The organism is Cupriavidus sp. 8B (assembly GCF_054589115.1).
On record NZ_BAAILO010000198.1, the window covers coordinates 1 to 18839 of the forward strand.

The 18839-nt window shown below is 58.7% G+C and carries 19 protein-coding genes; 13 read left to right on the forward strand and 6 right to left on the reverse strand.

All coding sequences use genetic code 11. The annotated features are described in order from the left end of the window. The 5 genes from ACYP5B_RS19430 to ACYP5B_RS19450 form a co-directional block, all read left to right on the forward strand. Positions 1 to 430: sodium:solute symporter family transporter (locus ACYP5B_RS19430; RefSeq protein ID WP_459570805.1), on the forward strand; the 430-nt coding region annotated here is incomplete at its 5' end. A gap of 141 nt (positions 431 to 571) precedes the next feature. Then, positions 572 to 877: a DUF1330 domain-containing protein gene (locus ACYP5B_RS19435; protein WP_459570806.1), complete on the forward strand. Its 306-nt coding sequence runs from the start codon at positions 572 to 574 to the stop codon at positions 875 to 877. 571 nt (positions 878 to 1448) lie between these two features. Continuing rightward, positions 1449 to 2549, forward strand: coding sequence for a glutathione S-transferase family protein (locus tag ACYP5B_RS19440; protein WP_459570807.1), 1101 nt, complete (start codon positions 1449 to 1451; stop codon positions 2547 to 2549). Between the two features lie 721 nt (positions 2550 to 3270). Beyond that, entirely contained in the window at positions 3271 to 3804 is a 534-nt protein-coding gene (locus ACYP5B_RS19445; RefSeq protein WP_459570825.1) for a 2,4'-dihydroxyacetophenone dioxygenase family protein, read from the forward strand. A gap of 149 nt (positions 3805 to 3953) precedes the next feature. Further along, a complete protein-coding gene (locus tag ACYP5B_RS19450; protein WP_459570808.1) occupies positions 3954 to 4631 on the forward strand; it encodes an alpha/beta fold hydrolase in 678 nt (225 codons plus the stop codon). A 137-nt stretch (positions 4632 to 4768) separates the two neighbouring features. Here the strand turns inward: ACYP5B_RS19450 and ACYP5B_RS19455 are convergent, their stop codons facing one another. Beyond that, complete coding sequence (locus ACYP5B_RS19455; protein WP_459570809.1) at positions 4769 to 5350, reverse strand: TetR/AcrR family transcriptional regulator; 582 nt, start codon at positions 5348 to 5350, stop codon at positions 4769 to 4771. Positions 5351 to 5628: 278 nt separating this feature from the next. On the opposite strand from ACYP5B_RS19455, the gene yghU reads away from it, so the two are divergent. Together yghU and ACYP5B_RS19465 are read left to right on the forward strand one after the other, a co-directional pair. Next, positions 5629 to 6531, forward strand: coding sequence for a glutathione-dependent disulfide-bond oxidoreductase (gene yghU / locus ACYP5B_RS19460; RefSeq protein WP_459570811.1), 903 nt, complete (start codon positions 5629 to 5631; stop codon positions 6529 to 6531). Positions 6532 to 6822: 291 nt separating this feature from the next. Continuing rightward, positions 6823 to 7734, forward strand: a complete 912-nt coding sequence (locus tag ACYP5B_RS19465; RefSeq protein WP_459570812.1) for a LysR family transcriptional regulator — start codon at positions 6823 to 6825, stop codon at positions 7732 to 7734. 979 nt (positions 7735 to 8713) lie between these two features. On the opposite strand, the gene ACYP5B_RS19470 is transcribed toward ACYP5B_RS19465, so the two are convergent. Continuing rightward, positions 8714 to 8821 (reverse strand): helix-turn-helix domain-containing protein, encoded by a 108-nt coding sequence (locus tag ACYP5B_RS19470; RefSeq protein ID WP_459570813.1) that lies wholly within the window; start codon positions 8819 to 8821, stop codon positions 8714 to 8716. 292 nt (positions 8822 to 9113) lie between these two features. Between ACYP5B_RS19470 and ACYP5B_RS19475 the strand changes: the two genes are divergently transcribed. The 3 genes from ACYP5B_RS19475 to ACYP5B_RS19485 all read left to right on the forward strand — a co-directional run bounded on the left by ACYP5B_RS19475 (position 9114) and on the right by ACYP5B_RS19485 (position 12457). After that, entirely contained in the window at positions 9114 to 9659 is a 546-nt protein-coding gene (locus ACYP5B_RS19475; protein WP_459570814.1) for a carboxymuconolactone decarboxylase family protein, read from the forward strand. A 1443-nt stretch (positions 9660 to 11102) separates the two neighbouring features. Beyond that, positions 11103 to 11507, forward strand: a complete 405-nt coding sequence (locus ACYP5B_RS19480) for a PaaI family thioesterase (RefSeq protein ID WP_459570816.1) — start codon at positions 11103 to 11105, stop codon at positions 11505 to 11507. Between the two features lie 53 nt (positions 11508 to 11560). Further along, complete coding sequence (locus ACYP5B_RS19485) at positions 11561 to 12457, forward strand: LysR family transcriptional regulator (protein WP_459570826.1); 897 nt, start codon at positions 11561 to 11563, stop codon at positions 12455 to 12457. Positions 12458 to 13436: 979 nt separating this feature from the next. Here the strand turns inward: ACYP5B_RS19485 and ACYP5B_RS19490 are convergent. Continuing rightward, on the reverse strand, positions 13437 to 13577 hold the full coding sequence (locus ACYP5B_RS19490) for a hypothetical protein (RefSeq protein WP_459570817.1): 141 nt from the start codon (positions 13575 to 13577) through the stop codon (positions 13437 to 13439). Between the two features lie 51 nt (positions 13578 to 13628). Beyond that, complete coding sequence (locus tag ACYP5B_RS19495) at positions 13629 to 14042, reverse strand: MFS transporter (RefSeq protein ID WP_459570818.1); 414 nt, start codon at positions 14040 to 14042, stop codon at positions 13629 to 13631. 516 nt (positions 14043 to 14558) lie between these two features. Here ACYP5B_RS19495 and ACYP5B_RS19500 point away from each other — a divergent pair. Both ACYP5B_RS19500 and ACYP5B_RS19505 read left to right on the forward strand, forming a co-directional pair. After that, a complete protein-coding gene (locus ACYP5B_RS19500) occupies positions 14559 to 15323 on the forward strand; it encodes an SDR family oxidoreductase (RefSeq protein WP_459570819.1) in 765 nt (254 codons plus the stop codon). Between the two features lie 113 nt (positions 15324 to 15436). Beyond that, on the forward strand, positions 15437 to 16120 hold the full coding sequence (locus ACYP5B_RS19505; RefSeq protein ID WP_459570820.1) for a gamma-glutamylcyclotransferase: 684 nt from the start codon (positions 15437 to 15439) through the stop codon (positions 16118 to 16120). 96 nt (positions 16121 to 16216) lie between these two features. Here the strand turns inward: ACYP5B_RS19505 and ACYP5B_RS19510 are convergent, their stop codons facing one another. Beyond that, a complete protein-coding gene (locus tag ACYP5B_RS19510; RefSeq protein WP_459570821.1) occupies positions 16217 to 16888 on the reverse strand; it encodes a peroxiredoxin-like family protein in 672 nt (223 codons plus the stop codon). A gap of 293 nt (positions 16889 to 17181) precedes the next feature. Here ACYP5B_RS19510 and ACYP5B_RS19515 point away from each other — a divergent pair, with 293 nt between their 5' ends. Continuing rightward, complete coding sequence (locus tag ACYP5B_RS19515; RefSeq protein ID WP_459570822.1) at positions 17182 to 18123, forward strand: LysR substrate-binding domain-containing protein; 942 nt, start codon at positions 17182 to 17184, stop codon at positions 18121 to 18123. Positions 18124 to 18325: 202 nt separating this feature from the next. Here the strand turns inward: ACYP5B_RS19515 and ACYP5B_RS19520 are convergent. Next, positions 18326 to 18839: transposase (locus tag ACYP5B_RS19520; protein WP_459570823.1), on the reverse strand; the 514-nt coding region annotated here is incomplete at its 5' end.

Consider the following 18839-nt stretch of genomic DNA (forward strand, 5'->3'; position numbering starts at 1 on the left):
CACGACGGTCGTCCTGGGTGTGCTTGCAATCGTTGTTGGCATCGCCTTTGAGAAGCAAAACATTACGTTCATCGTCAGCCTGGTGTTTTCGATCGCGGCAAGTTCCACTTTTCCAGTCTTGCTCCTGTCCATCTACTGGCGAGGCCTTACGACTCGCGGCGCAGTGTGCGGCGGACTCATAGGGCTTGGAACCGCAGTGGGCCTGACGATTCTAAGCCCCACGGTATGGGTGCAGGTGTTAGGCCACCGGACGGCGGTTTACCCCTACGAGTACCCGGCCCTGTTTTCGATGACTGCGGCATTCATCGCGATCTTCGTTTTCTCCATCACGGACCGCTCCACTGCAGCCGAGGCGGAAAGGGATCAATACCAGGATCAGTTGGTATCCAGCGAGCTGGGAGTGGCGCGCGCGGGCTCTGACGTCCGGTAGCTTGACGTAAGTCGCCGGCTGCGCGGCCGTTTAGATCTCCTACCAGGAATTGAGCACGACGAACAGCCGCGCTGATGCAATCCCGGAAACTTTCGTCAGAAGCCAACGATTACCTCGCATCTCAGTAGGCAAATTTCCGTCATGACAGCTTATTTCATCGTTCGGGCAGAAGTCGAAGATCCTGACGCCTTCCAGGCTTATGCATCTCGCTCGCCAGATGTGATTGCGAGGTTTGGGGGGCGTCATATAGCCCGAGGAGGCAAGGTCATTACATTTGAGGGTCCGCAGGAAAACCGGCGCATTGTCGTTGCGGAGTTTCCCGATTTTGAATCGGCTGAGAGATGCTACAGATCGGCGGCGTATCAGGCAATCATCTCTTTTCGTTCGAACTGCGCGATCTTTGAATTCATCCTGGTCGACGGCCAGCCTGACCAGGCCGTCGGTTAGCCAAGCCGAGGCTAGCTGCCACCTCATCCGTTTAATGAGGGAACGGTGCGTTCCGCTACGTGGGGCGCTTAAATTCCAACAACGAATGTCCCGGCCATTACCTTGGATTATCGCCTTGCGTGCCAAGCTCTATCAGATCGCGGCGCAAGCACCTCATTGGTTGTGATTCGCCACGCCCACCCGCCGTGCCGATAGCGGCCTTCACGACCCGAGTGAGGCGCGCTGGCGGCGACGGCGTAGGGGCTTTCTTGGTAGTGTGAAGGCGGCCCCTCGAATCAAAAGCTATTCCGTCTCGCGATGTCTTATTCGTTCCGAGACGTAGTCGGATTTTTGGCCCCCTGTCTAGTGTTCGACATGAATGGGGCCCGACACATGCTCTTACTCAGCCCCCTAGCAACCGCTAGGGCAATAAGGTGGCACCGGAGACAGGGCCACGGAAGGATGTCAGGAAATATGAACAGTCGCGTCATCAGGGCCGACGACGCACGCAGTTGGCCGGAGTGGTTGTCGCCGAGAGTGGCAACTCCAGAGAAATCGAGAATCAGATCCATCAAATCGTGAGAAGGTGATCATGCAAGACGTCTACATGCTCTATGGCGCTCAGATCTCCAACTATACGGCGAAGGTGAGGTCGTACCTCATTTTCAAGGGCATTACGTTTCAGGAGATGGTCGCCTCCAATGCTGTCTATGACAGCTTTCTCGTCCCGCGGATCGGCTATCGCATGATGCCTGTGCTGTGGATGCCGGACGGCAAAATGCTTCAGGACTCGACCGACATTATCGATGAGTTAGAGGCGCGTTTCCCTCGCGTCTCTGTCTACCCCTCCAGCCCGGCTCTGCATTTGGCCAACCTTCTGGTAGAGGCGTACGCTCATGATTGGGTGCGAATTCCAGCCATGTATTACCGGTGGGCGTTTCTTGAGACGAACTACGAGTACTTGAAGGCCGAATTCGGCCGAATGTACGAGCCGATGGCGCAGGCTGGCCAGCAATTGGTCGTGGGCGAAAAAGGGTGTGCCTGGGCTCGCGATCGTTTGCCGTCCTTGGGCGTCGTTCCGGAGACGGCTGCCGAAATAGAGCGATGGACGGAGAATCTTCTCCGCTGGCTCGATGCCCACTTCGAAGATCATGACTACCTCTTCGGCTCCCGGCCTTCGACGTCGGACTTCGCCTTCATGGGGCCGCTATATGCCCACTTCTACCGCGACCTCTATTCCTCAGCCCTGTTGCAGCGGAATTTCCCCAACGTCGTTTGTTGGGTTGAGCGGATGAATCTGCCCGCCAAGGAGCAAGGGGAATACTTCGGCGAGCACGAGGTTCCGGAGACGCTCATACCGGTATTGCAGCATATGTTCGCGGAATACGTTCCGGTCGCCTGCGACACGATCGATCGCGTGGCGGACTGGATCGATGCGAATTATTCCAGCCCTATTCCCCGCCTTCTCGGCACCCAGGATTTCACCATCGGCACGGCCTCCAGTAAGCGCAACGTTTGGACGTGCATTCAGTACATGTTCCAGAGGCCGTTGTTTTACTACCAGCGCGCACCGGAAACGGCAAAGCGTGAGATGGATGTTCTGCTTGCGCGCATTGGTGCGGATGCCAGGCTCGACAAGGTGGTGCGCCATCCCGTTCGGCACCGGAATCATCGGCTGGTGGTGGACAAATAGGCGAGCTCAAATCCAACTGCGTCTAAATCCTCTATCGCGACGAGGACTTCGTAGAGGTCGCTGCGAGCGTCACCGGGGAGCTGCGGCGTCGACGCCATTCTCGACATGGTCGGCGGTGACTACACCGAGCGCAATCTGAGGGCGCTTGCGGTGGAAGGGGAGTCTTATCCCGATCGCCTTTATGGGCGGCGGCCGCGTCACGCTGGTTGCAATGCCGCTGATGCTCAAGCGTCTAACGTTTGCCGGCTCGACGTTGCGCGCCCGGAGCGTTCGAAGGGAAAACGGCCATCGCGTTTGGCCGTTGCTCGAGGCCGGCTCCGGGCGCGATGTCCTTTCCGATTGCCGTACCGGTCGTGCCGGTCGCTGATCCAGCGCCCCGAGACCAAGCTCGTCGCTTCTATAGGGTCTGCGAATGCGTCCGTCGAAATGACAAGTTGTTTTCGAGGGCCGACTTCTTGTCAATTCACGTCTGCTGCGGCCGTCGACCCATCATTTAGCCGGCGCCGCGAGTTCGCAAAGTCGGTGCCGACGAGCCGGGTGGTCAATACCTCATGCTGCAATGAGGTTGGCCTTCGCCACGCAGCCCCAACAGTTGCATTTTTATTCGTGTCATGTATGTCAAACATGACTAAAGTATCGGCACTGGTTTCGACGCGGACCAAGGCACGCGGTGCAACGACGTCAATCAGCAACTGTTAATTTGGAGTGTAGAGTGACTAACTTGACCAATAGAACACCCGATGAGAAAGCTATTCCGTATCAGCATCCTCAGCCGCCGGACATGTCTGCAGACATCGTGCACGCCGGCGTGCTGGACAAATGGCTTGGAGACGACAACTTGTGGGTCCCAACAACGGGAACGGTATCGTTCAAGCCTCTTCTTCTGAGTGCGAGCCAAGGCTATTACGTTAATTTGCTTCGCGTGCGCCAGTCCGGCGTGCTTTCGCGACACCGGCATACGGGTCCTGTGCACGCAATGGTTTTGAAAGGACGCTGGTATTACCTAGAGCACGACTGGGTAGCTGAACAGGGTTCGTACGCGCATGAACCCGCTGGCGAGACTCACACGCTCTTCGTGCCGCATGACGTCGAAGAAATGATCACGTGGTTCCACGTGACGGGTGGCTACACCTATGTTGATCCGCAAGGAGTCGCCGTCGGCTATGAGGACGTGTTCACCAAAATTGAGGCGGCACGCAAGCACTATGAGGCGATCGGTCTCGGCGCCGACTACGTCAAGCGGTTCATCCGCTGAGTTGCGTCAACCTTTTCAGAGAGCTTGATTCGATGCAAAGACAGACATTAGACGTAGCAGGCACCGCGGCAAGTTACCTGACTGCGGGCCAGCAAGGCCCCGTTGTACTGCTGCTTCATGGCACCTACTGGAGCCGTGTGTGGCAACCAGTGATCGATGATCTCGCGGCCGCGGGACTGCGCCCAATCGCAGTGGATTTCCCCGGCTTTGGTCGTTCCGGCGGCGAGCTCGCCGTTACCGACGCGTCGATTCCGGCACTCGCTGACTGGGCGGCGCAATTTCTGCGAGTTCTGGGCGTCACTGGTCCGGTGGGCGTCGCTGGCCATGATATTGGCGGCGGCGTCGCACAGCATATGCTGGTCGATGGCAAGATCCGGGTGAGCCGCCTTGCACTGGTCAACGCGGTTATGTTCGACTCGTGGCCCGTTCCCGGCGTCGCACGTTTCCGTGACCCGGACGTTGCGGCCGCCACCACTACCGAGGATGTTTTGGTGGCACGCCGAAAATCGGTCGTCACAGCGTTGGCCCGCGTCGCGACAGAAGCGGAAATTGCGGAGTATTTGGACCCGTGGGCGGATCCCCGGGTTGCACGCTCGTGGCTCGCCCTCGCGGGTGCGGCGTACAGCCGCTACACGATGGATATTGTCCCAGCGCTGCGCGCGTCCGCGATACCCAAGCTGCTCGTTTGGGGGAAGACGACAGCTTTCAGCGGGTCCATCACGCGGAACGCTTTGTCAAGGAGATTCCGAATTCCTCGCTCATTCGTATCCCTGCGGCGGGACACATCCCGATGGAAAACGACGCGAAAGCCGTTGCACGCGCTTTAACTGAATTCTTTGTCTAACTCCAACGCATCGGGCGCGCGGTCCGGCGAGCGGGAATCGTCGATCCATAAGGTCCTAGTCCTGATCGACGCGTCCCGTCGCCTCTTGACCGAGCCACTAAACCGCTACGCGCGATCCCGTCACACTTGCCGCAGAATCGTATCGATAAGGGCCGACGCAGTCTGCCGGAGGCGCTTTGGGTCGCCGTACGCGCGCTCCATCACGGCGATACCTCGCGTCATCGTCACGATAATGCGAGCAGCCTGACGCGGCGGAATGGCGAGTTGCGCGCGTGCCTCGGGAGTATCGAGTACCTTGACAAAGGCATCTTCCAGGTCATCTAGCATCCTCCTTACCAGTTCCTGTTGGCGTGGGAATTCCGGGGCGGTTTCGACGGCGATCTTTGTCGAAAGGCAACCACGTGCGGGCAAGCCTTGTGTAATCGAATGAATTGCGACGGCGAAAAAATCGATCAGTGCATCCCGCAAGCCGGGCTTGTTGAGCGCCAGCCTCGTTTCGGCAACGAAGCGATCTGCGTAGCGCTCGAATACCTGCACGAAGATCTCTTCCTTGTCGCCATAGGCGTTATATAGCGAGCCGCGTTGCACTCCCGTTGACTTCGCCAGGTCGAGCATCGAGGTAGCCCGGTAGCCTTTGGCCCAGAACACTTCTAGGGCCCGCTCGAACGCATTGTCTTCATCGAATTGCCGAACGCCGGCCATGATTCCCCTCATCGTGGACAAATTTCAGTCTATATTTTACACTGCTGACAAAGATGCACAACCGACGCTCGTGCTGCGCATAGGGTGTTTCGATCCGGTCCGGATCGCCCTGAGGCGTCTAATCGCTACAGTCGATGTTCGGCCGGCCATCGATCGCGCCGTCGCGAATGGCTACCGGTTCAAGCGAGTAAACGACGAAGAGTCGCGGCGGGCACTTTTCCCATCCAACTTTCCCCCGGGCCGAATGAATCGGCCCCCGTATAACTTGAGGAGAAAATATGGCGCGTTCCCTCGATTACACTCCCCCAAAGATCTGGACGTGGTCCGAGCCTAGCGGCGGTGCGTTTGCGAGCACCAATCGGCCTATCGCCGGACCAACGCACGACAAGAAACTGCCTGTCGGCCGGCACCCGCTTCAGCTCTACTCGCAGGGCACGCCGAACGGCGTCAAGGTCACAATCATGCTTGAGGAGTTACTCGCGCTGGGGCATGCTGGCGCCGAGTACGACGCATGGCTAATTAAGATCAGTGACGGCGAGCAGTTCAGCAGCGGCTTCGTCGCACTTAACCCGAACTCGAAGATTCCTGTGTTGCTTGACCAGAGCGGCCAGAAGCCTGTCCGCGTATTTGAGTCTGGTTCGATCCTGCTGTATCTGGCGGAGAAATTCAGCGCGTTCCTTCCCAAGGACATGGCGGCCCGCACTGAGACGCTGAACTGGCTCTTCTGGCAGATGGGTAGCGCTCCATATCTCGGTGGAGGATTTGGCCATTTCTATGCTTATGCACCGACCAAAATCGAATACGCGATCAATCGATTTTCCATGGAGATCAAGCGTCAGATGGATGTGCTCGATCGGCGTCTCTCCGAAACTGAATACCTCGCTGGTAACGAATACACAATTGCCGACATCGCTACCTTTCCTTGGTACGGTAGCCTTGTCAAGGGATGGCAATATGATGCAGCGGAGTTCCTGAGCGTCCGGGACTACAAGAATGTGCTGCGGTGGGCCGATGCCGTCCTGTCACGGCCAGCTGTAAAGCGCGGGCGGATGGTCAACCGCGTTAGAGGCCAGCCGTCCGAGCAATTGCTCGAACGTCACAACGCCAGTGATTTCAACACTAAGACCCAGGACAAGGTTGGGAGCACAGTCGTGAGGACTGGAGGAATGGTTGCTCGGTGACGTTCCAAACCAACGCAGGCAACCTCCGACTTCCGGCAAAAGGTGTATGTAGGCACCAGGTCTCCCCGTTTCGTTACAGTGCGGTGTTGCGGTTCGGGCGCGGCGGCCGCTTCGGTTGCCTGGGACGAATCAGATGGTCGCACTTGACTGAGGAGGAGGGCGATCTCTTGGTGTGATCTCCAGCTTCGAGTCACGGAATGGGCGGGGAATCGATCTCTTCGGAAGCTTAAGAGTCTTCATGTATCGTGTTCGTCAAGGCGGTACCTTGGCGGGAATAGGGGGGGGCGCGGCATGGATCGTCTGGCGGCAATGGAAATATTTGTCAGTGTTGTGGAAACGGGTACGTTTTCGGCAGCCGCGAAGCGAATGGGGCTGGGGCAGCCCGCGATTTCAAGGTCCATTGCCCAACTGGAAGAGCGGCTCAGTGCGAGACTACTGCTGCGATCGACGCGCGGCCTTACGATGACCGACGCAGGTCAACGATACTACGAACATGCGATGCTTGCGATCAAGGAGACCGAGGAGGCAGAGCAAGCTGTCCGGCAAGCGGTTGGCAGCCTATCCGGCAAACTGCGAGTGAGTGCGGCCGTGACGTTCGCGTGTCTGCACGTGCTGCCATCCTTGGATTCCTTCCTTTCGAGTCACCCGCAACTGGGCGTGGATTTTGTGCTCGACGATCGCAATATCGACCTCTTGGAGGAGGGTATGGATGTCGCATTGAGGATGGGCACGCTAACAGACTCGGCAATGACGGCCCGGCGAATTGGACGATGTCCTCGCTACGTCGTTGGCACGCCCGAGTATTTCTCAAGGGCGGGTGTACCAATGACGCCCGCCGATCTAAGTCAACATCAAGCGATCGTGTACCTGCAACGTGGCGGCGGTGAGGCATGGTCGTTCAGCCGTGACGGCGCCGAGACCGCAGTATCGGTGGCGGGGCGAGTCAGAGTGAGCGCGGCTGAAGGTATGCGCACGGCCGTGCTATCGGGGATGGGGCTTGCCGTTGCGTCCCGCTGGATGTTCTCTCCTGAATTAGCCTCGGGAACTGTAGTGGCCGTACTGACGGAATGGACGTTGCCTTCCATCGACCTGTGGGCCGTCTTCCCATCCGGGCGTATGGTGACTGCGAAAGCCCGCGCGTTCGTAGCGTTCGTAGAGGAAACCTTAGCGAAATCGGACAGCGTGGCGCTGCCTCGCAGCTAATTCGGGGCAACGCGCGTGTCCCTTGGCATTTGGGCGGCATCCGGAAGTCGACGGGCGCGCGACGCAGGTAGACCTTCAGTCGTTCGTCGAGCCGGAACACGGCGGCCTCCCGAGCATCTGGAGGATGGTTGCCAGGGCCTCAAGACTCGTCTGGCCCCGTTCCAAGGCAATTTCGTTGGGCAGGCGTGCGTCCAGCGACTGCATATCGTGGCCGGTTTGGCCGAAGCAAGCGTCGGCGCGTTTTGGGGCACCGTGAAAGCGGCGCCGCTTTCTGCGCGTAAGCCAAGCCTTCATAGCTAACTGGCTTGACGTGTCCGGAGACGATTGCATATGGCACCGATCCAATCAGCTGCTTGCTGTCCCGAGTCGTCTCCTGCACATGCATGGCCGCACACTGTCTGTTCATCGGATAACAGGATAACAAGGTCTTGCGGGTATCAGCTTGAGACATTCACCGACCGGACGTATGCAGCGGATCAAATGCCATTGACGTCGGTTTTGGCCTTCGCACATTTCGGCCCGTCGAAAAATGGGTCGCGCGACCGGGTATTCGCTCTACTCGCGCGCCTGCAATGCGTAGCGAAACGGCCAAGCGCTCACCATGAGAGGCGGACCTTGGCGCGCCTCGTTCCGGGTGTCGTCGTTAGAGGCAGAAAAGTTTTGGTGTTGGTGGATAGCTGTATGCCACCAAACTGCTATCCGACAGCTCGCCAATGCGCACGGCCACATTGATCCTAGCTCGGCGAGGTCGATGAAGCCGTCGTGCAGCCGTAGGTCGATCTTTGCGTTACGGTGTTTAGCCAAGAACGCCTGCGCGATCGGCATCAGCTTGCGCCGGCCGAAGCCGACTGACGTGGCGACGCGCAGCCAACCCGACAGTTAATGTTTCCTGGAGCGCCGTGTACCCTCGGTCTCGGCGATCTCTGCCACCAATCGGCGTCAAGAGCTTGACGCCGAGGTCGGCCTCGAGCGCAGCCACCTACTTGCTGATGGCACCTTGCATCACGTTAGCCTCGTGCGCAACCGCTGAAAAGCTCCCTGCTTCTGCGACACTGACGAATGTCTGCATTGCCTGCAACTTGTCCATATTTATTCCTCGTCGGAATTATAGATATGAGCGCACCCCATCTTAATCTCCCCTTCGGAATCAGGCATAGTTCTACCAGACACGTCGCTGCGCTGGAAAGGCGGAGCGATTGAAGCGCGAGTCACCGTGAACGAGTTCGTCGTGCAGGTACTTAGCACCGCGCCGCTCTGCCCGAAGAAATCGGGCAGAGCGTTGTGTTAGACGATTGCGACGGGTCGCGCTATCTGATAGGCCGCATTTACCTCGCGCAATCAACCGGTTTACCCACCCTATCCTGAAAAGGAGGTCAATCATGACCCAAATCAACGTACCGACCCGCGAAGAAGTGTCCCCAGCCAACCAGGCAATCTTCGATAATCTCAAGAACGCGCTTGGTATGGTGCCGAATCTGTATGCAACGCTTGCTCACTCGGAGCATGCGCTCGGCAACTACTTGGCGTTTCAGAATGGCAGCAGCAGTATCACGGGTAAGGCTCGCGAAGTAGTGAACCTGGTCGTTAGCCAGGTCAACAAATGCGAGTACTGCCTTGCGGCACATACGGCCCTCGGCAAGATGAATGGCTTCACGGACGAGCAAATCCTCGAAATTCGCGTGGGCTCCGCGAGCTTCGACAAAAAGCTGGACGCGCTGGCGCGACTGACCCGCAATATTGCAGAAAACCGCGGCCAAGCCGCGCCTGCACTCGTGGACGCGTTCTTCGCAGCCGGCTGGAACAAGGCGAACCTCGTGGATGCCATTGTCGTCGTCGGCGACAAGACCGTAACGAACTATCTGCACGCCACCACGCAAGTGCCGGTGGACTTCCCGGCCGCTCCGAAGCTGCCGATGGCGTCGTAAAGCGCCAAGAGCAAATGACCTCTCTCCGAAGAGAGAGGTCAAAAACCCCCAGTTCAGGACATGTGCTTCGCCCAGGTTTCTGGGTCCGGTCTTCCTGCTCGCGAGCCATAGGGGAAAGCTCCTGTGTCAACTCCCCAGCGCACGCCACGATGTCGAGTGCGGGCACGCCGGTGTTTGGCTTCCTCTCCTGGATTCCCTCGACGCGTTTGCGAAATGTCCGGGGCGTTCTGAAAGGTCTGGGCTTCCGCTAAATTGAGATGTCAGTCCGGGCGTGCCTTTTGTGCGGGGTGGCAGTCTTTCTTGGGTGCTCCGTAGGGCAGTGTTGCTGGCCTGAAGCGACTGAACTGGAAGCAGGGTGGGGCCGTCAGATCCCGCCATCGCGCGCTCCAGATCCAGCCGGTTGCGAACCGGTGCGGCTGCACCGGCGTGTCCTTGCGCCGCACATGTTCGGGCAGGTCTATCGCGACCGACGGCGGCGTGCCGCGCGCAGCGCTCCAGCGCGGCGCGCACGGCGTTCGTGTGCGGCACGCCGGCAGCAAGCGCGTCTCCGACCGCAGCCTGTAACTCGGGCACGCCATAGCGTTGGAGATCCGCATCGAGCAACAACTGCGAGGGTTGCAGAGGGAGCGCAGCCTGGTTCGATCATTCTTCGAGGCCCCTTCTGTCGCATATACTTGGGACTGCTGAGTAACGCTTCTCAACATCACCTGCGTCGTGCGGCCAACAATACCTGGTGGCGCGCCTAAAGGGCGACGCAGCGGCGTCGGCCCACATCGACCTCGGCCTGACCTTTGTCAGCGGAGGGGTGGCTCCCTTGCTGTTTAGCAGCGTGGCATTGCCCGGGATCACGACTAGGTCCATGCCAGAGCGGGAGTCGTATTAGCGGTCGGCGCCGGTCGTCGTTGGCACGCGCGGGGCGATAAAGTCGATGACCTCTACAGGCCGCATCAGTTTGCCCGTGGCGTCGTCGACATAGACCAGCAGCGTGCAGGCGGCGCAAGTCGCGGATACCTACGATCAACTGAAAACGTACGGGCCTCCTCAGGATCTTTGCGGCGCACCACGATTCCCAGTTGTCGCGGGGTAGGATGACTACTCCGCGCTTTTCAATTACCTGGTTTGTGAAAACGTCGCATGAGCGAGTGGTTGTCGGCGTTTAATGTCGGCATGGTGAACGACATGGTGCCGTCTGGCCATGCGCGCCACAGGCCTGCGATCGCAAACGGCTCGCTCCCAGGCAGGCGTTCCAGTACACGATGAATGTGGCGTAAAAGACTCTCATGCCCGGTTTGAGGCGGCCAACATGGTCCCAGAACGCGGGCCATAGCTGTTATTCCGCTCGGGCATAACAATTAGTCCAAGGTGCGTACTTCCAAGGTGACCGGCCCGTGGTTTAGCCTCCCTCACCGGATCCAGTAGATGTGCCATGCAGGGGTGAGTGTGATGAGCGAGAGCGCAGATTGGCAGCAACGGATATCGACCGTTTTGGCATTGCCATTGAACGTCTATATCGGGCTTGCGTGGGAGGGCAGCGAGGGCGGGGTGGCACGTACGAGCTTCGTCGTGAAGCAAGAGCACCTGGCGTTGGGCAGTCTACATGCGGCCATGTTGTACGCCGCTATGGAGGCAACATGCCTTTTTGCACTGTCACCGGCAATGGGCAAAGAGGACCACGCGGTCACGCACGACTTTCACGCGTCCGTCATGCGCAAAATCGGCCTTGGCGATACATGTGAAATTGAGGCCAGAGTGGTCAAGCACGGAAGGTCGTTGGCATTTGTCGATGCAAGCGCTACAGCTGCAGGCAAGTTGGTGGCGGCGGCCAGGGTGACAAAGTCGATAGTCTGAGGAGATGGTCCGGGCTCTGTGCCTGCCCCACCAACCGGGTATTGGGAAGCATGATGGACAAAATGACCGCAATGGAAACGCTGGTCGCTGTCATCGAAGCCGGGTCGTTCTCTGGCGCAGCGCGCGTTCTTAAAATTAAACAGCCGGCGATTTCGAAAGCCGTGGCGCAGCTAGAGAAGCGTCTGGGTGTACGCCTGCTGCTGAGGTCCACTAGAGGGCTGTCGCCTACAGAGGCGGGGGTGAGCTACTACGAGCACGCCAAGCGCTCGATAGAGGCTGCGGCTGAGGCAGAGCAAGCTGCTCAAGGATCGGGTGGAACTCTCTCGGGGCGCATTCGCGTGAGCGCTGCGGTTACTTTCGCGCGCATGCATGTGATCCCACATCTAAAGAGGTTTCTGTCTGCGCATCCGCAGCTCTCCATCGACGTTCTTCTTGACGATGGCAATCTAGACTTGACCTCAAACGGCATCGATGTTGCCTTGAGAATGGGCGCCCTAGGCGACTCAACGATGACCGCCCGGCGCGTCGCGCGCAGCGACCGAGTCGTAGTTGGCAGTCCGCGCTATTTTGAGACCGCCGGCGTTCCTGCGCAGCCTGCTGATCTAGCAGGCCATCAGGCGATAGTCTATGACAGGCAGGGTGGCGGGGCAGCATGGACATTCCGCCGCGGCAGCACGGAGGCCTCTGTCGAAGTCTCGGGACTCATCCGCGTCACTGCCGCAGAAGGGGTACGCGCTGCAGTTCTCGCTGACCTAGGCGTAGCGGTCGCCTCCAGGTGGATGTTCGCGGAGGAGATCGAGCGTGGCGAGGTGTTACGCGTGCTCGACGATTGGGAGCTACCCTCCATTGACCTTTGGGCCCTGTTTCCCACCGGAAGAATGCCGAGCGCAAAGGCAAAGGAGTTCGTGTCTTTCGTGGAGCGACTGCTGGATGGCTCGCAAAAGACCTAGCCTTATAGGTCGCAGGCTTGTGGCAACGACAGGCCGCAACATCGTCTGGCTCATCGTCGGGCAAAAGTCGCCGCCCGAAAGACGCGAGCGTCCCACTTGCCGAGTACAGAGAGGTCCGCCGAAGGTCCTGGCGACGCAGCGGCAGTTTCGGAAACCGTGCCGGTTGATCACATAGGTACCGTGTCAGACAGATTCGGAATCGCCCAACAGGCTGTCGCTCTGCCAGGAGGATAGCTTGTTCGTTGGCGTGGACGCCACTACTGGTGTGTCACCTGCATTCCAGCCACGGAGAGTCGACGCCGCGAAACCACCGCCTCCAATGATGAGCACAGCGATTGAGGCCACGCATTTGGCGAGCTTGCTGCTAATCATCGTCGATACGTTTCCTCAGACCTCATCGCTCCCCGGTCTTCGCTCTTGCCCGAGCATGCGCTCGGTCTCCGGACCGGGGCTGAGCACTCAGGCGCGGTGCGCGGCCGTGGCAATCCGTAGCAATGCTGGAGAGTCGTCATGTCAAATTCACTCAACTTGTCCGAGCAATCCCTGCATCGACCGTCGAACGCCCTGCTCGCTGCAGCATCGTCCGAGAACTAGAGCGATTGCTATGATCGCCCCTGCGCCCCAGCCGATGTATGATAGCCCAACGGCGTCAATTCAGTCGGCCACGCACAATTGCACCCATTCCAATGCCTGTGTTGAACACTGATACGTTCAGTGATGCCGCGATGTCCTCGTATCCCACCGGAGCGGCCTTAATTACTCGGACGTGGTTGGCCACGAAGCTAGCTGCATGAGCTGCACCCCAGAGCACAAGGACAATCCCGCCACTAAAGGGGCTTGCGATTGCAGATGCGGAAGCTGCCATCGCGCCGCCGACCACCGCAGCTGCTGCAAGTGAGGCGCGCATCGGACTCTCGTCGAGCAAACGCCCGGGGAAGGAATTGCCGATGATCCCGGCCGCTCCGAAGCCGATCAGAGCTCAGCCCACCGTGGAAGGATCATATTTCCCAATGCGTTCCATCGAATCGGCCAGGTAGGTATATGCCGTGAACATTGCCGTGAGCACCAGGAAGGAAAGGAGCAGATGCGCCAGAAATGTGCGTTGGCGTAGCAGCATCATTGGGGATCTCGCCACAGGCGGCGCTTCCAGGCCGGACCTCGGGAAAACCAGTCAGATGGTTAGGGCCGTCGCTAAGAAAACTGCACCTGCAGCGGCAAGCGCAGCTCGCCGCGCTTGCCATGAGCGTCGTGACGGGGACCCCGCAAACACACGCGACCGGGATCCCTGCGAAGACTGTTGCAATGCACGGCCTGCACGTTCGGGGCCCGCAATTCCGGCCGCCGTCGAGCTCGCCATGCTCCAGAAGACGGTCAAGGCAAGCGCGGACACGATCCGGCCGACTGCAAGTGACGGGTAATTCGGTGCTAGGGCTGCTATGGCATTGCGGACGGCCGATACGACAAGAATTCCTGTGAAGAGCATGCGGCGGTTCGCACGGGCAAATGCGATGGTAAGAAATGGCCCGGCTGCAGCCACCGTGAACGCAAAGGCGGTGACCAGCAGCCCAACTTGCGGGATCGGCACACTGAGGTCTCAAGCAATCAGCGGAAGTGCGCCGACGATATTGAACTCAGTGGTAATCATGGCAAAGGCGGCCGCTGCGAGCGATCATATTGCAAACCGCATGTCGAACTCCGAACAGAACGTTGGCTGAACTGCCCGGGTTTGAACGGTGCAGCAGCCGGCCTCCACCAAGCCTTCGCAATGGCGCGCTGTCAACTACATCGCTCGCCGCCGGGATTCCCGGGTGCGACACCGCAGTAACACAAATGCAGCTTGGTTTATGGCTTTGCTCGTGAGCAGCATCGGCGCGGAAATCACTGTCGCGCCGATAAGGCTAACAATCGATTCCCTCTCAGGGTAGATACCGCGCAGGACTAAAAGTTATTCCTGACTGGAATGGAGAAATTGAACCGTTGTGCCCTAGTATTCGAGCCAAGGGCTATCTCGGTGTTGATTAGCCCTTTTCTGTCCCGAGGGATTTTCGCAGTCGATTCGGCAGATGTCGACGCGTGGTGTGTGAGAAGTGGAGTATTCGACATGACGGATGGCAGGATTCGAACGGCCCTGGTGACAAATGCGATCGACTATGCGGGGCCTCCAGCAGTATCGGCGTTACTCGCAGCCGGCTTCACGGTGCTCGTGCACGACACTCATTTTGAGGACGCTGAACGTTGGCTGGTTTTTCGGGAGCAGAATCCCGGCGCGATATGGATACAGGAGACGGATCCACAACTGTTAGTCAAGTCGGCGTGGGAGGTGACGGGGCGAGTTGACGCGATCGTCAGCAACGATCATTTCCCGGCCCATCAAACGTCCACTGTGGCTACGTCGCTCCAGTTCTTTCGCGATACACTCGAGGCGCTGGTGGTCGATCCGTTCTCGCTGCTTCAGGCAGCGGCCCCAATGCTGAAGAGGCAGGGCGGCGGCAATGTGGTCTTCGTAACCTCTTGCCGTACGCGGGCGCCGATAGCCGGAGCTGTCGTCGCAGATGCTGCGCGTGCCGCTGCCAACGCAATGGTCAAGTCGCTGGCTGTGGAGTTTGCAGCAGACGGTGTTGCGATAAACGCCGTGGCTCCCAATTTTCTCTATAGCGAAGCCTACTATCCCAAGTCGGTCTTCTTGGAAAGCACACGAGGGCTCCAGTATGTGCTTGACCATGTGCCTGCACAAAGGTTGGGAAAACCAGAAGAGATCGGGGAGCTAATCTCATTCCTAGCAGCGACTAGCGCCAAATTTCTGACGGGAGCCGTGATTGATTTTTCCGGAGGGTGGCCGTCAATGGCTCCGCGGCCAATCGAGTAGAAGTCGATGTAGATGATACTGGGGACGCCTGAGCCGCCCCGCTCCGCGGGCAGCCGAAACCCTGTATAGGATGATGCGCGTGGAGGCTAGCGCGCGACAGCAGGTTCCAAGTTATGTTATCGAGAAAATTTGTAAAGTCGGGAGAATTCTTCCGTTCCTTCAGCTCTGTGGCTGCGGTCCGATGGTCCGAGGACAAGATCAGAGATTCGTTGCGAAGCACCTTGGCAGAGCGGCCGTCAGCGGATCCTGTGTGGGTATTTGCGTACGGATCGCTAATATGGAATCCGCTGATGAGATTCGAGGAGAGAAGGCGCGCCTCGCTTGTAGGCTACCGGCGGAGCTTCTGCCTTAGCACAGTCTTGGGTCGGGGCGACGCAAAAACGCCCGGTCGGATGCTCTCGCTTGAGCCAGGCGGGACAACCGAGGGGGTCGGTTATCGGCTTAATAATGAATGCCTGGCCGAGGAGCTTGAGCTCCTATGGGTACGCGAAATGATCACCGGCGCCTATGTGCCAAAATGGGTGCAGTTGACGTTGGATGCCGAAGAAAGCGTCTGGGCGCTGACATTCGTGGCCAACCCTTCACACGCTTTCTATGCTGCGGATGCGAATCCGGTGACTGTAGGCCAGCTTGCTGCGGTGGCTGGGGGGGGTCTGGGATCAAATGCTGCGTATGTCTTGGATCTGCAGGATGCGCTGCTCGCCTGCGGAATTGTCGATCCCTATGTGAATGACGTCGCTGATGCCATGGGAGCTGCTAGCCGGCTGCGCGCTGCACATGTGGCCGAGGGCAAGTGAACTGGAATCGAGTGTCACGGCGCGTGAGCGACCCAATGCGGAAGTTTAGGCATTCGTCCAAGTGTCTGCGAGGGGCTAGTTTGCCGCCGTGCCACGTTAAGGGCTCGCGCGGGATCTCCGCAGGACCGGCAAAACGTCTGTGGGTTCTGGGCGAACCGTGTAGTCCGGGTTCACCTCCGAGTAGAGAATCCTACCATCTCGGTTTATAACGTATCGCGCCGGCATCGGGAGGGTCCAGCGCGAGTCGTTGTTAGGTGCCGGTAGATTGATTCCGAACCTCGAATACAGTTCGATCAACTCAGAGGGCAAGTCGTGGCGGACTCCGAAGGCCGCAGCGATCCTGCCTTGGGCGTCGGATAGCATCGGAAAGCTTATATTCCAATCCCGAGCAGATTTGCGGCGGTTGGCGGGTGTTTGGGGAGAGATGGCAACAAGACTTGCTCCCTCGACCTTGAACGAGGGGAACGCCTCTTCGAGTGCGGGCAGCTCGATGTTGCAGTAAGGGCACCACACACCGCGACAGAAGCAGACTACCGAGGGGCCTTCCTTGAGGAGCTTGGAGGACGACACCATCTGTCCATTCCCATCCTCCAGTTCGAACGCTGGCGCAACATCTCCGGCTTTCAAAGCGCGTTCCGCAAGCCATGAAGCAATCAGTTCATTTGTCGCCTTAACCATGACCACGTGAACCACCGGAGGGGCGAAGCACGGTGCTTTGCCAGCGCGAAAATCCGCTTTGAAAGCGTCGAGCTTATCTTGCAGTGTCATATTGCCCTCCTATCGGGTCTATCGCTGAGTCGCGCCCTTTACGAGGAGTCGTCCCGGAATTGATGCGCGATGGATAGACCCGGCGCGGTAATAACTGTCATGCGCCGGAGGAATAGCCCCTCAGTTTTTGGTGGGAAAATAGGCCCGTGGCATGCCTGCGAGCAGCTGTGGTTCTTTGCGCCGTGATCATTCCCGGTTGGAATAACTCATATGTTAATTCGGGTACTACCAGGGGAAGCTGGTGGCCACTAGGATGAACTCTGGATAGGACTCCTGACCAGGCCCCGGTCGCCATGGACAAATTTCTTTCGATGAGAGCGTTTACGAGGATTGTGGATCACGGGAGTTTTTCCGTGGCTGCGGGAACGCTCGGCATACCCAAGGCCACTTTGACCCGGATGATCCAGCATTTGGAAGGTGAGCTAGGGACAAAGCTGTTGCATCGCTCGACTCGGCGTATCGATGCTACGTCTGCAGGCGCGAGTTACTACACACGTTGCGCCAAAATTCTTGCGGATGTGGAGGACGCTGAGTGCTCTGTTGCGCGGGAGGGCTCGGTGCCGAGCGGAACCCTTCGGGTAGTCGCAACGGCGGCGATTGCAAAGACGTTGCTGGTAAAGAGGTTACGCGAGTTCTTCCAGAAATACCCTGACCTGAAGGTGGAGCTTTCTGTTAGCGAACGTCATGTCGACCTGCGCCGGGAAGGTGTCGATGTAATGCTGCGCGTCGGTGAACCTCATGATGACACATTGGTCGCGAAGCCCGTTGGGCGCCTTGAGACCGGCTACTTCGCGTCTCCCGATTATTTGGATCGCTTCGGGGAGCCTTGCGCTCCGCATGAGCTGTGTTGTCACCTCACGATCAACTACATCGCGGACCGCTCGGATTTCATGAGTAAAAGGCGAGCTGCAAGTGAGGGGCAGGAAGCCGACCAGTTCCAGGGCTCGGCGGTGGCGACCGACAGCCTGGATGTCCAGGTAGCGTTTGCCGTGGAGGGTTACGGTATTGCACGTCTGCCCCTGGCGCTTATAGAGCCGCTAGTGGAGGAAAATAAGCTCAGAAGGGTACTTCAGGGCTGGGATGAAGAGGCGCTACCTCTGACCGCCATGTACCTGCCGCAGGGGCACATCCCCCCGAAAGCGCGTGTGTTTGTTGACTGGTGTTCGGAGATCCTGGCGGAGCACAGGACACTAGCGCTCCGCCGTCACACCGACGACCTGCTTGTTGCTGCATAGAGGCGGTCCCAGAAGGGTATGTCGATCCGCCAGCGTGCTAGGACCACACGACTCTTCTGGGGCGCTCGCGAATCGTGCGATGACGGCGACCGGATCTGTCATCGACTTTCCAAGCTACCACTTTGGCGAACGAGACGGGGCTTTCGCGCAGTCCCCCTATTGGTTCCTCCTAAGAGCCACCCCTTTCAAGGTGATCAAACGATCAAACGACACGTCCGACCATGATGACGCGTGCGGTAGAGGCATGCCGCCGTGCCATACAGCCTGCAACATAACCCTTCTTCTTGGGCGCTTTTGGTCCCCGCGTATGCTTGCGCATCGCGCGGGGATCAACGTGTGCCGCTATTTTTAGCAGCGTCCGGCCAAGCTGGGCCGGCGTGAGTGAGTCGTAGGCCTGCCACACCTCGGGCGGCACCGCGATCATCATGCCGGCATACGTCGCCCGGATTTCGCTGGCGAGGTAATACGGTGAGAGCTCAATATCACTGGTATCCAGTTCATGGCGGATTCTCACCGCAGTCGCAATCACGCTCAGCACGTTATACGCCAGCGCCGCCACGCCGAAGGCCAGCAGCGCCGCGCGCGGTTGACTCAACGAACGGATTTCACTGTTGAGTACCGATCCGAGCCGCTGAAACAGATTCTCTGTGCTCCAGCGCTGCCGGTACAGGCGCGCGATTTCCTGGGCCGTGAGTTGTGAGGCCGGGGCATTGGTC

What these genes read in the sequence shown, in the direction of transcription:
- ACYP5B_RS19435 (WP_459570806.1), top strand. Translation starts at nt 572, where the DNA reads ATGACAGCTTATTTCATCGTTCGGGCAGAAGTCGAAGATCCTGACGCC.
- ACYP5B_RS19440 (WP_459570807.1), top strand. Translation starts at nt 1,449, where the DNA reads ATGCAAGACGTCTACATGCTCTATGGCGCTCAGATCTCCAACTATACG.
- ACYP5B_RS19455 (WP_459570809.1), bottom strand. Translation starts at nt 5,350, where the DNA reads ATGGCCGGCGTTCGGCAATTCGATGAAGACAATGCGTTCGAGCGGGCC.
- yghU (WP_459570811.1), top strand. Translation starts at nt 5,629, where the DNA reads ATGGCGCGTTCCCTCGATTACACTCCCCCAAAGATCTGGACGTGGTCC.
- ACYP5B_RS19465 (WP_459570812.1), top strand. Translation starts at nt 6,823, where the DNA reads ATGGATCGTCTGGCGGCAATGGAAATATTTGTCAGTGTTGTGGAAACG.
- ACYP5B_RS19470 (WP_459570813.1), bottom strand. Translation starts at nt 8,821, where the DNA reads ATGGACAAGTTGCAGGCAATGCAGACATTCGTCAGTGTCGCAGAAGCA.
- ACYP5B_RS19475 (WP_459570814.1), top strand. Translation starts at nt 9,114, where the DNA reads ATGACCCAAATCAACGTACCGACCCGCGAAGAAGTGTCCCCAGCCAAC.
- ACYP5B_RS19480 (WP_459570816.1), top strand. Translation starts at nt 11,103, where the DNA reads ATGAGCGAGAGCGCAGATTGGCAGCAACGGATATCGACCGTTTTGGCA.
- ACYP5B_RS19485 (WP_459570826.1), top strand. Translation starts at nt 11,561, where the DNA reads ATGGACAAAATGACCGCAATGGAAACGCTGGTCGCTGTCATCGAAGCC.
- ACYP5B_RS19490 (WP_459570817.1), bottom strand. Translation starts at nt 13,577, where the DNA reads ATGATGCTGCTACGCCAACGCACATTTCTGGCGCATCTGCTCCTTTCC.
- ACYP5B_RS19500 (WP_459570819.1), top strand. Translation starts at nt 14,559, where the DNA reads ATGACGGATGGCAGGATTCGAACGGCCCTGGTGACAAATGCGATCGAC.
- ACYP5B_RS19505 (WP_459570820.1), top strand. Translation starts at nt 15,437, where the DNA reads ATGTTATCGAGAAAATTTGTAAAGTCGGGAGAATTCTTCCGTTCCTTC.
- ACYP5B_RS19510 (WP_459570821.1), bottom strand. Translation starts at nt 16,888, where the DNA reads ATGACACTGCAAGATAAGCTCGACGCTTTCAAAGCGGATTTTCGCGCT.
- ACYP5B_RS19515 (WP_459570822.1), top strand. Translation starts at nt 17,182, where the DNA reads ATGGACAAATTTCTTTCGATGAGAGCGTTTACGAGGATTGTGGATCAC.